Origin of the sequence: Nonomuraea sp. SBT364, assembly GCF_001083785.1 — a bacterium.
Lineage (GTDB): Bacteria > Actinomycetota > Actinomycetes > Streptosporangiales > Streptosporangiaceae > Nonomuraea.
Genome location: NZ_LAVL01000098.1, coordinates 19,977 through 31,420, shown reverse-complemented (window position 1 = coordinate 31,420; position 11,444 = coordinate 19,977). Strand labels below are relative to the sequence as shown.

Here is an 11,444-nt window from a genome sequence, read left to right as displayed (position 1 = left end):
GGGCCAGCGCGCTCAGCAACCGGCTACGCAGCGCCGCCCCGCCGTCCACCCCTGCGCCCGCCCTGCCGTTCTGGCCGCCGGGGAGAACGGCGGCCAGAACGGCAGGGCGGGCGCAGGGGTGGACGGCGGGGCGGCGCTGCGTAGCCGGTTGCTGAGCGCGCTGGCCCTGGAGTCGCGCGGCAGCACCTCGGACCGGGGCCGGCGGGCGGCCCGTGAGGCGGAGGCGATCGCCCGGGAGGAGGGCGACCCCGAGCTGCTGGCACTGGCGCTCAACGCCCGTTTCATCCACGCCTTCGAACGCACCGGCCTGGCCGGGGAACGCGCGCGGATCGGCGCCGAGCTGGTCGGCCTGGCGGCGGGCGGCGAGCTGGTGACGTTCGAGGTGCTGGGCCATCTCGTCCTGCTCCAGGCGCGCGCCGCCCTGGGCGACCTCGCCGCCGCCGACGCGCACGCGAGGGCCGCCGACGAGCTCGCCGGGCGGTACGGGCTGCCGCTGGTGGGCGTGTTCACCCTCTGGTACGAAGGGCTGCGGCGGGCCGTGGCGGGCAGGCCGGACGAGGCGGCCGCCGCCTACCGGGACGCGCAGGCACGGCTGGCCGGGAGCGGCATGCCCGGCGTGGAGCGGGGCCTGCTCCCGCTCGCCCTGCTGTCCCTGCGCCTGACGGGCTGGGACGGGTGCGGGGACGCATGGCGCGACTGGGACTACGGCCCGTACGAGCCCTGGGTCCGCCCGCTGGTCCTGCTGGACACCGGCCGCCGTGAGGAGGCCGCCGCCGCGCTGCGCGCCCTCCCGGAATCACCGCACGACCTGCTGCGCGAGGCCCGCCTCTGCCTGGCGGCCCGCGCGGCCGTCGCGCTCGGCGACCGCGCGGTGATGGCGCGCCTGCACGACGAGCTCGCGCCCGCCGCCGGCGAGCTGGCTGGGGCGGGCAGCGGCGTGCTCACCCTCGGGCCGGTGGCGGGCTACCTGGACGAGCTCGTCACGAACCGCTGAACGACGACCGCAGGCTGTCCGTGCGGGTCCTGAGCAGCGTGCGCAGCGACGTCGCCTCGGCGTCGACCTTGGCGGCGTCGGCTCCCCCGTTCAGCTTGTAGGCGGTGACCAGGCCGTCGAGCAGCTCGGTCGCGCCCCCGCCGGCCAGGAGCTCGGCGTACAGCTCGCGGTACTGCTCCTGGTAGAGCTTCTTGAAGCCGGCGTCGGCCAGGAACTTCTCCTTCAGCGGATGCCCCGTGCGCATCGGGCCCCGGCCGCCGCCCATGCCGATCGTGTCGTCCGGGCCCGCGGTGGCGTCGCCGTTGAAGGCCAGGTTGAGGTCCCAGGTGATGACGCGGAACTTCTCGGTGCCCAGGTCGTACCAGAGGTAGTAGTTGCGCCCGGGACCGGCCATGTCGTCGAAGTTGATCATCAGGTTCTGCAGTGCCAGGTAGCGGGCGAACGACTCCACGTCCAGGCGGTCCGCCAGCCCGGCGGCGAACTCCTCGCCGGACGCCTCGTTCACCCATCGGACGAGGTCGATGACCGGTTGCAGGTCCTTGCCGCCGACCTTGTCGATCTGCTTGAAGTCCTCGACGTACTCGGTCTGGTCCTCCCCCTTGTAGGTGAAGGAGCCGGTGGCCAGCGACTTGTACAGGACGCCGTCGCCGAGGCTCTCGGCGTAGCCCTCGTCGAGGTACTCCACCAGCAGGCGCGGCGCCGACGTGCGGCCGTTCACGGTGAAGGAGCCGTACGTGGACCGCTGCGTGGGCTCGCCGGCGGCGCCCACGACGGAGATGCCGAGCGCCTCGTTGAGCACCGCCGTCGAGGCCACGCCGGCCGGGCGCACGGCCACCTGGGTGCGCCCCTGGTAGCGGCGGCCCTCGGCGAACTCGTCGAAGCTGATCAGCCACGGCAGGTTCTCCGGTTCCTCGGCCTTCAGCGCGGCCCCGAACCCGCCGCCCCGAGGCTGCCCGCCCGCGGGCCGCTCACCGCCGGGCCGCTGGACGCCTGCCGGGGGCCGGGCGCCTTCGGGCGGGTTGCCGCCGCCGGTGCGCCCCTGCCCTTTCCAGGTGAGCCCGCGCAGCGTCGAGTTGCCCTTGAGCCGGATGCCGACGCTCGGGATCGTGGTGCCGTCGATGGTCAGGTCCGCCTCGACGTACTTCTTCTCGCCGTCCTTGAAGTACTCGCCCAGCATGTCCTCGTAGGCCTCGTCGCGGAAGGTGAGCTTGACCTCGTGGGAGACCGAGGGGTCGAACAGGTCCTCGGTGCCCGCGATGTCCCGCACGACGGTGCCGGGCGAGGCGGCCTGGCCGGTGGTCACGTACGGGCGGATCGTCCCGGTGCCGAACACGCCCCAGCACGCCGCCAGGAACGCCACGCAGAGCGCCACCAGCTTCCAGTGGAGCCGGAGCTTGACGGGGACGCGGTGCCGGAGCGCCATCACAGGTCGGTCTGGTCGTACCCGGTGAGCACGGTCACGGACTGGCCGTGGTTGCGCTCACGCAGCGCGGCGATCACGTCGGCGGGCTCGCTGCCCTTCTTGATCTTGACTGTGTACATGTGCTCCATCAGCGCGCCCGCCCGGATCGACTCCATGCTGACCAGCTCGAACTCGTCGGTGTGCCGCACGAGCACGTCCTGGATGGCGGGCGTGTGGTCCTCGTCCGCGGGCACCTGGACCTTGACCACCTGGCGGCGCACGTTGAGCGCGAACCAGTTGAAGCGGTTCATCACCATGACGATGAGCGAGATCGCCACCGCCGCCACGATCGCCAGCAGGTAGAACCGGGTGCCGACGGCCATGCCGACGCCCATCACCAGGAAGATGAACCCGACGTCGCGGGTCTCCTTGATCGCGTTGCGGAACCGTACCACCGACAGCGCGCCGACCAGCGCGAACGCCCGCGCGATGTTGGAGCCGACGACGAGCATGATCAGCGAGATGAGCATGCCGAGGATGACGAGCGTCTGGACATAGGACTGGCTGTAGGAGACGTTGCGGTGCGTCGCCCGGTAGACCCAGCCGATCATCGCGCTCAGCACGAACGACAGCGACATCGCGATCGCGATGTCCGCCACGCTGAACGTGCCGGACAGATCCTGGAATGAGAAGTCCATCAGACCTCCGAACGGTCGGGGATGTGGAAGACGGATCGCGGCGCCAGGCCGTACGCCTCCACGCTCTGGCAGTACTTGGAGACCCGCACGACCTGCAGGTTCCGCTTGGCGGTCAGATCGGTGAGCCAGTACGGGACCCGCTCGTCGGCCTTGACCTCCATGATCGCTTTGCGGGCGGGGACGATGAGCCGGTTCTCGGCGCCGGCGGCCAGGTGGAAGTCCCGGTCCCGGCCCCGGATGCGGCGGTCGAACGTGACACGCAGCCCGGCGTCGGCGTCCCTGCCCAGGTACGCGTGCCGGGTGTAGCCGGTCATCGCGGTGGCGCGCAGCTCCAGCCGCGACACCAGGTCGAGCACCTCTTCCAGGAAGGCCCGCTGCGACGGCTCGTGCTCCACCATCCGGCGGCCGTCGCACAGCCGCAGCGCGTCCCGGTACGGCAGGCGTACCCGGCGCTTCTGGGTGACCCGGTTGACGCGCTGCTTGATCTCGACGAACACCGGCGTGTCCGGGCCGGCCGCGAAGCGGTCGCCGTAATGGCGTACCCGTAGCTTCCTGCGGAACCTCAGGCCCTCGATCTTCTCCCAGTAAAAGCGCAGCTGCCGGGTGTCGTAGTAGACGCTCCAGATGCCGTAGCCCTCGTCGGGGCAGTGGCGGTCGCGGTCGAGCCGCCGCCCCAGCTCCTCGCGCAGCTCGTCGGCGCGGTCGGCGTCGATCAGGTACTTGATCTCGTACCGGTTGAAGGCGTGCAGCCTGCTGGGGGCGCGCAGCCGATGCCCCATGTCGGCGATGTGCTCCATGTCCCTCCTCGTGCGTGGGAGCACATCTGACCGCACGAAGCTGTGAACAATGTGTGAATCACTCGCGAACCGAGCCCGGGCGTCAGCCGCAGTGGAAGACCGCCCGCGTTTCGCGGGCTGTCCGACGCCCGCCGCCCGCACGGCCGGCTCCAGCGAGATCAAGTACTGGCGCCCCGGAGCGGCCCCGCCCGCCGCGGCGGACGGGGCCGCGGCGCCCTATCGGACGAACACGCTCGTACCGAACTCCGAGACGGCCGAGTCGCCCGGAAGAAGCACGTCGACCACGTCTCCGTCGCAGTAGGGCGAGCTGAAGACGTACGCGGGCCCGTCGGTGTGGTTCTCGACGACCAGCGGCCGGCGCTCGCCGAGGTAGCAGCCGCTGGGGTCGAAGTACGGCTCGCCGTCGATGACGAGCACACCGCCGGCCGCGTGGGCGGGGGCGATCGGGGCGAGCACCGCTCCGGCGGCGGCCAGGGCGGCGAGGGCTGTCGTGATGCGTGACATGGTCAATCCTGTTCTCGAACGGATGAGACCACGCCATTGTTCACTCAGAGCGACAGTTCAACTACTGACTGCAAGGATACGGATACAGGCCCGACTCCATCTGACCGGAAGCCGCGGGCCCGCAGCTCGCCCTTCGGCGGCCCCCGGGTGCGAGGGATGCCCGGCAGCGGGGATCATGGTGTCCCGGGGGAATCAACGGGGGGTGGCGCGGTGGACCTGATCACGGAAGTCGTACGGGCGATCAGCGACTTACCCTTCCCCGTGGTGGGGCTGGTGGCCGGGCTCATGGCGTTCGCCGAGTCCGGCCTGGGCGTCGGATCGGTCCTTCCCGGGGAAACGGGCGTGCTGCTGCTGGGGGCCGCCGCCGGCACACCCGTGCGGTTCACCGCCATGCTCCTGCTCGTCGCCCTGGGGGTGACCGCCGGCGATCACGTCGGCTACCTGCTGGGCCGTCGTTTCGGCGGGCGGATGCGGGAGCTGGCGGTCGTACGGCGGCTCGGCGTCAGGCACTGGGACCGCGCCACGGCGGCACTGCACCGGTACGGTGCGGCGGCGGTGTTCGTCACCCGGCTGATCCCCGTCGTCCGCACCCTCACGCCGGCCGCGGCCGGCGCCGCCGACGTGCGCTACGGGCGCTTCCTGCCCGCCTCGCTGGCGGGCTCCCTCCTGTGGGCGGCGTTGTACGTGAGCCTGGGCGCGTTCGCGGGCGCCTCCGCAGCCCGCCTGGAGCAGTTGCTGGGACGGGCGTCCTGGATCGTGCTCGGCGCCCTGGCCGTGCTCGTCGTGGCGGTGAGCCTGATCCGGCGCAGACGAGCGAAGGCGCGGAAACCGTCGTAACCGCCGACCGGCCAACCCCCGCAGCCGATCGGGATCGCATCAGCCCCGCGCCCTCCCCTCATGACCCGCCGGGGATGTGGTAATAAGTGCGGGTCGACGTCCACCAGTCCCGGTCGGCGAAGCGTCCCGTGATACGTCCCATCATGCAGAACATGAGGTGGACGTCGCGTTCGGTGTCTCTCTCCATACCGAGTTCCAGCCCCGCCGAATAGGGCCGGTAGTCGGCGAGATCCATGTCCCCGCCTTCCTCGTAAGGCGGGGTGACCTCGCCGAGTCGTTCGCCGTCGTAGTTGAGGTAGAGCGGCTCAAGCCCCTCCTGGAATTCTCCCGCGTTGTAGATCTCGAAGACTCGCCGCTCGCCCAGATTTCTGATCGCGGGATGGAATGCGTACATGCCGAAGACGAACATGTGCGTCCAGCCGGGCGCGTGCGGGCCCATCCAGACGCCTCTCGGGATCGTGTCCCGCTCTTGCAGCGTTTTCAGGTCGCATTGCAGGCGCGACCCCGGGTCCACCCTGAGCAGCCGCGCCAGCTCCTCCTGATCGTCACCTTCCACCCAGAGCGCGTGGAAGGCGGAGGAGAACCAGTCCCCATACCTGACCAGCAGGTCCCACTGGTTCTCCGAAGGGAACGCCTCTTCCGCATTCATCATTGTTCTTCACCTTGCTGGACAAGGAGTGCGAGGCCGCGGCAAGCGGCCTCGCATTCGCACCGTACGTAATGACTCAGCGAGCGCCTCATGTGATCAACGCGGGGTCGGGGCCGCCGCCGCACCGTTCCTCCCGCCTCTTGTGAACCCAGGTCGTCACACCGGTTCGGGCCATGGTCACCGGAGGTGGGAACGACTCCGACGAAGCGGGCACAACGAGCCGCTACCCGGCGGCTTCGTCGTCGTCGGGTGGATCGGCCGGCTCCACGGCCGGGGCGATCTGGAGCGGCGCGGCGGCTCCGCCGGCGATCTCACGCCCGTGGTTCAGCGTGTAGTCCAGCTGCCTGGCCAGGTGCGGGAGGGTCGCCGGGGGGAGATACGCGTCGGCGCCGGCGTCGAGCAGCCGCCGGACCGGGCCGTGATACTGCACTCCGAGTTCGTGGTCCTCGATCTCGGTGACGACGACCCTGGCCTGGGGGAACATCGAACGGAGCGCTCCGATCAGTTGCGGGCTGCCCGGCGGTATCAGCAGCACGTCGGCCGTCGCGGGAGCAGCGTGCATGTCGAGCACGACGTAGTCCGCTCCGAGCTGGGTGGACAGCGCCAGCCGAGCCGCGGCCGACAGCTCCATCGCGGTCGCCACGACTGTCACGCCCTCGTAGTCCGGCGGCGGCCGATCGTCGGCGTCATCCGGCACATCGCCGTCGACGACGGCCCCTTGGACCACGTCGACGGTGCTGGAGATCGCCGCGATCGACGCGCCCTCACGCATGACGGCCACACTCTCACCGGGCCCGAGGTCGTCGATGAGCGCCACGACGTCTTTGGGCAGGCGCGTCACGTCGATGCGCTGCGACCGGCCGCCCCGTGATGACATCGTCAGACCTCTTTGGCGATTATCGCGGCCACTTCGGCCGCCGGCGTGCGCGTGGTGTCGAACACCTCCGCACTCTCCCGCAGCCAGGGCAAGGCGTCCCGGTAGACCTCCAGGTGGTTCAGCCGCCACTGCCGGGCGCTCGCCTCCACCGTGTCGAGCTCGATCCGGCGCACCAGCTCATCCTCGTCGGCGTGCAGGAGGATGTGCCTGACCGGAAGGCGACGACCTGCCAGCGCGGAGAAGATCTCCTGGTGGTAGCGCTGTCGCAGCAAGGTCATCGGCACCACGAGCCGGCCGCCCCAGTGCCGGAACAGTTGATCGATGGTCTCGGCGACCAGCGCGCGCCAGGCCGGCCAGTTCTGGAAGTCGTCGATCTCCTCGTTGATGACCTGCCGCAGGTAGTAGCCCACCGTTTCCGGGTCGAAGAGGCGGGCGTCGGGAAGCAGGGACATCAGGTGGCTGGAGGTCGTCGTCTTGCCGGCCCCGAAGGTGCCGTTCAACCAGATGATCACGTGCGCCCTTTCTGATGCTATGACGTTGTTTGGACGCCACTGCACGATCAATGGTTCAGATCGCACCCGGGATGCCGGCACCGAGGACGGGGCGGCGAAGGTGTTCCGGCCTGATCACGGCGCCGCCGGGATCGGGGTGTCGATGCTGTCACCGGCGGCCGGATCGATGCCCAGCTCCCGTAGGTGACCATTGAGCCGGTCGGGATCCACGCCGTATCTGGTTAGGGAACCCCGGGTTGATGTCGGTGATGAGCCGGCCGTCGATGCACAGGTCGCGGAGTTCGGCCGGTTCCCCACCACGTCGGCCAGGATCCTCACCTCCAGCCGCGGCCACGCCGGTACGCCCTCAGCCACCTGGGTCCGCGCTACCGGGACATCATCGCAGCCCGGCTACGCCCGGGCTGCGGACGAGTGCCGAACGCGTCCCGTCCCTACGCGTGACTCCGCCGCCCCCTGACGAGCAGCACCCCGCCTACGGGAACGAACAGCAGGCCGAGCCCGCCCGTGATCAGCGCGCCGAGGAACCCCGACGAGAACGACGCGATCCGCGCGTCGGCCGGGTCGCCCGGCGTGTAGACGACGGGAACGCTCTCACCCGCCTCGTAGGGCGGCGGGTTGCCGCCGGTGGAGTCCCGGAACGAGTACGTCCTGCCGCCGACGGTGAACTCCACAGTCGGGTACCAGACCGTGTCCCTGCGCCGGTGGCCGTCAGAGTTGCGAGGCTTGGTGGTGATCCGCTCCGTCAGCCCGACCACGGTCCCATCGGCCTGCCCGGCCGAGGAGAGGAAGCGTGCCGAGGAGACGGCCAGCCACACACCCACGCCGAGCAGCACCACCCCGATTCCACCGAAAATCGTGCCGAGGAGCGTGAGAAGCCGTCCGTTGCGCATGGGACGAGTGTGGCGGAAGCGGGCAGGGGAATTCGACTGCGCGAACTGTCGACCGACCATACGGTCTCCCTCCGAGTGACGCCCCCAGCGGACCGTCGACCTCAGCGGCAAGCAGAACGCCCAGCTCGCCACCCTGCGGGACAGCCTGGCGCGGGTGGCGAGCGTGATGAGCGCCGCCAGGAGGCCGAAGCCGATCATGGACGGAAGCAGTAGCGGCTCCCTGGCCATCTCGGAACCGGTGAAGAGTTCGCTGACCGCGTTCGTGCCCGTGTCGAACGCGTCGTGGAGGAGCACCATGATCAGCAGGCTGCCCCCGGTGCTGTTGAACACCCAGGTCATGAAGACGGTCAGGACGGTGGTCAGCAGCAGGAACTGGACGATCGCCCCGAGATCGGCGCCGCCTTGGGGCCGGCCCATGCCGACGACACGAACAGCGGCAGATGCCGGCCGCCCCTCACCCACAACAGAGGCTGGGAGGTAGGGCTATTCGCGCTACCGGTGCAACGGAATCCTTCCTGCGTTTTTGCGACACTGTGATTTGTGCGGGAGCGGAAGGTTGCGGCCGACGCCATTCGTGAGCGGCTGGCGGAGGCCCGGGCGGGGCGTGGCGGGGCGGTGTTCGTCCACGGGGACGCGGGGATGGGGAAGACCTGGCTGCTCGGCGGGATCGCCGAAGCCGGTTTCTACGTCGGACGCGCCCACGGCTCGCCCATCGCGTCGGGGGTGCCCTTCGACGTGATGGCCCAGGCCCTGGCGGCCCTCGGCGTCGGCGACCAGCCGGCCGACACCATGGCGGGCCGGTGTCACCGCATGTGGCAGGCCCTGAGGTCGTGGTCGGGTGATCCGGTGGTGCTGGTCGTCGACGATCTCCACTGGGCGGACGCCGACTCGCTCACGCTGCTGGCGTTTCTGTGCCGCCGCCTGGCCGCCTTCCGGGTGGCGGTCGTGGCGGCCCTGCGGGCGTGGCCGCCCGCCGCTCTGGATCTCGCGCGAGACCTGGAGGACAGCGGGTGCGCGCGTACGGTCGAGCTCGAACCCCTGGGTGAGCAGTCGTCCGCCGCCTTCCTCGCCCGGCGGACTGGCCACGAGCTGCCGGCCCGGACGGCGCGCGCGGTATGGGCGATGTGCGCGGGCAACCCGCTGCTGCTCGACCACGCCGCGCGGCTGCTCACCGACGGCGCGGACCTGGGTGCGCTGGAGACGCGACCGCCCGATTCCGTGGGCCGGGAGCTACTGGTCCGGCGGTTCGTCGGGGCGCCGCCCGAGGCGATGCGCTGCGCGCGGGCGGGCAGCGTCCTGGGGCTGTCGTTCGACCCGGGGACGGCGACGGAGCTGGCGGGCCTGGACACCGAGGCGGGCGACGACGCCGTCGCGGGGCTCCAGCGAGGCCGTCTCCTCCGGGAGGCTCCCGGAGGGCGGGTCGAGTTCGTCCATCCGCTGTTCCAGCAGTTGCTCTACGAGGAGATGCCGACCTCGACCCGTTTACGGTTGCACGCGCGGGCGTTCGGCCTGCTGGTGCGGCGGGGATCGCGGGCCGAGGCGGCCGAGCATGCGCTGCGCGGGAATCTGGCCGGCGACCCGCAGTCCCTCGCGGTGCTGGAGCGGGTCGGCCGCGACGCGCTGGCCGCCGGCGCGACCGAGACCGCCGCGCGCTATCTGGCGGGCGCCCACCGTCTGGCAGGAGACCACGCCGACCTGGGGCTGGGGCTGGCCGCGGGGCAAGCCCTCACGGCGGTCGGCCGGGCCGCAGAGGCGGTCGCGCTGCTCGGGGCCGTCTCCCGCCATCCCGCCGCCGACGTGGAGACCGCCGCGCAGGCCGCCTGGATGGCCGGCCGCGCCGGCTTCCTCACCGGCGACCATCGACAGGCCGAACGCGACCTCGACCGGGCCGCAGGCTTGGCGGCCGAGCGTGCCCCTTCGATCGCCGTCGAGGCGTTGCTCGACCACGCCAACTTCCGGCACCTGATCCATGGAAGCCGGGCGCTCCCCTTCGCCGCCCGGGCCCGGGACCACGCCCGGCGACATGCGGCCGGCGTCGGCCCGGCCCTGCGCCGGAAGGTCGCCTCCGCGCACGGCTATATCGCCTTCCTCGGCGCCGACCTCGCCGGGCTGGAGGAGGTCACCCGGGCCGCGCGCGAGATCCAGGACGACCCGGAGGCCCAGCTCGCCGACGTGCAGGGCACCTGGGGCGTGCTGAGCAACCACGCCTTCGCCACCAAGTGGGCCGAGCGCTTCGACGAGTGCGAGAGGGCGTTCACCCAGGTGATCGCTGCCGCCGAGCGCGCCGGGGCGATCGGCACGCTGAGCATGCTCTACGCCTCCCGCGCCGAGCTCATGGTGCGGGTCGGCCGGCTCCGCGAGGCCTTCGCGAGCGTGGAGCAGGCCCGGGCCGTCAAGGACCTGGCCCCGATCTCGGAGCGCTACGTGGCCGCCGCCCACACCTGGCTCCTGCTGCTGTCGGGCGACCTGGAGGAGTGCGAGCGACGCTGCGCCCAGGTCGAGCACAGCGCGTCGAGGCTGAGCGACGTCGGCACCCTGATCGTCGTTTGGTATGTCCGGGGCCGCCGCGCCCTCCATGAGGGCGACCTCGCCACGGCGTGTGCGCAGTTCGACCTGCTCGACGAGACGACCCAGCGGGTCGGCATCCTCGAACCGTGCCTGGTCCCCTTCGCGCGGGACGCCGCCGTGGCGTACACAAGAATCGGACGACGCGAGTCAGCAGAGCGGCTGGTCGCGCGGCTCGAAGCGGTCTCGGCACCGCTGCCCTGCGCCTGGCCGCGGATCGCGGCCGCGACCGGGCGGGCCCTCCTGTCCGTCGCCCCCGCCGTGACCGAGGCCGAGTTCGCGACCGCTCTCGCCCTGCACGACACCACCGACCAGCCCTTCGAGAAGGTGGAGACCCAGCTCCTCTACGGTGCTTGGCTGCGCCGGACCGGCCGGCCCGCGCGGGCCAGGCCGATGCTCGCCGACGCAGCGACCACGGCCGCCCGAGCCGGGGCACGCTGGCTAGCCGACCGGGCACACGAGGAACTCCGCCGCGCCGACGGCCGCCGCCGTACCACCGCCCCACAGTCGCTGACCCCCGCCGAGACCCGGACCGCGGCGCTGGCCGCCCAGGGGCTCACCAACGCCGAGATCGCCGAACGGCTGTCGGTCACCGTCAGAACCGTGGAGACCCACCTGAGCAGGGTGTACACAAAGCTGCGGATGTCCCGCCGCGACCTGATCCTGCGCGGCGTGACGCCCTAAACATCCGTGGTTCCCCCGATGCCCGCATGAGCGGC

At 71.3% G+C, this 11,444-nt stretch carries 10 protein-coding genes and 1 pseudogene; 3 read left to right on the top strand and 8 right to left on the bottom strand.

Features of this window, described 5'->3' with window-relative positions:
* Positions 1-994, top strand: a pseudogene (locus ADY59_RS51730) (SARP family transcriptional regulator); the annotation flags it as partial.
* Here ADY59_RS51730 and ADY59_RS31930 read toward each other — a convergent pair.
* The 4 genes from ADY59_RS31930 to ADY59_RS31915 form a co-directional block, all read right to left on the bottom strand.
* Positions 981-2,417 carry a CotH kinase family protein gene (locus tag ADY59_RS31930; protein ID WP_053175334.1) on the bottom strand — a complete coding sequence of 479 codons (1,437 nt, stop codon included), beginning with the start codon at positions 2,415-2,417 and terminating at the stop codon, positions 981-983. The pseudogene ADY59_RS51730 and the gene ADY59_RS31930 sit on opposite strands and share 14 nt — an antisense overlap.
* Positions 2,417-3,094, bottom strand: a complete 678-nt coding sequence (locus ADY59_RS31925) for a DUF4956 domain-containing protein (RefSeq protein ID WP_049569974.1) — start codon at positions 3,092-3,094, stop codon at positions 2,417-2,419. Before ADY59_RS31925 ends, ADY59_RS31930 begins: the two co-directional genes overlap by 1 nt.
* Complete coding sequence (locus ADY59_RS31920) at positions 3,094-3,891, bottom strand: polyphosphate polymerase domain-containing protein (RefSeq protein WP_049569971.1); 798 nt, start codon at positions 3,889-3,891, stop codon at positions 3,094-3,096. The genes ADY59_RS31925 and ADY59_RS31920 overlap by 1 nt, the downstream gene beginning before the upstream one ends.
* Before the next feature lie 216 nt (positions 3,892-4,107).
* On the bottom strand, positions 4,108-4,395 hold the full coding sequence (locus ADY59_RS31915; RefSeq protein WP_049569969.1) for a hypothetical protein: 288 nt from the start codon (positions 4,393-4,395) through the stop codon (positions 4,108-4,110).
* 210 nt (positions 4,396-4,605) lie between these two features.
* On the opposite strand from ADY59_RS31915, the gene ADY59_RS31910 reads away from it, so the two are divergent.
* Positions 4,606-5,232 (top strand): DedA family protein, encoded by a 627-nt coding sequence (locus ADY59_RS31910; RefSeq protein WP_049569966.1) that lies wholly within the window; start codon positions 4,606-4,608, stop codon positions 5,230-5,232.
* 58 nt (positions 5,233-5,290) lie between these two features.
* Here ADY59_RS31910 and ADY59_RS31905 read toward each other — a convergent pair whose 3' ends face one another.
* The 4 genes from ADY59_RS31905 to ADY59_RS49085 form a co-directional block, all read right to left on the bottom strand.
* Complete coding sequence (locus ADY59_RS31905; protein ID WP_049569962.1) at positions 5,291-5,884, bottom strand: hypothetical protein; 594 nt, start codon at positions 5,882-5,884, stop codon at positions 5,291-5,293.
* A 220-nt stretch (positions 5,885-6,104) separates the two neighbouring features.
* Positions 6,105-6,758 (bottom strand): response regulator transcription factor, encoded by a 654-nt coding sequence (locus ADY59_RS31900; RefSeq protein WP_049569961.1) that lies wholly within the window; start codon positions 6,756-6,758, stop codon positions 6,105-6,107.
* A gap of 2 nt (positions 6,759-6,760) precedes the next feature.
* On the bottom strand, positions 6,761-7,270 hold the full coding sequence (locus tag ADY59_RS31895) for an AAA family ATPase (RefSeq protein ID WP_049569959.1): 510 nt from the start codon (positions 7,268-7,270) through the stop codon (positions 6,761-6,763).
* 431 nt (positions 7,271-7,701) lie between these two features.
* Entirely contained in the window at positions 7,702-8,577 is an 876-nt protein-coding gene (locus tag ADY59_RS49085; RefSeq protein ID WP_049569957.1) for a DUF3592 domain-containing protein, read from the bottom strand.
* Positions 8,578-8,700: 123 nt separating this feature from the next.
* Between ADY59_RS49085 and ADY59_RS31885 the strand changes: the two genes are divergently transcribed.
* Positions 8,701-11,409, top strand: a complete 2,709-nt coding sequence (locus tag ADY59_RS31885; RefSeq protein ID WP_049569955.1) for a helix-turn-helix transcriptional regulator — start codon at positions 8,701-8,703, stop codon at positions 11,407-11,409.
* Positions 11,410-11,444: the final 35 nt, after the last annotated feature.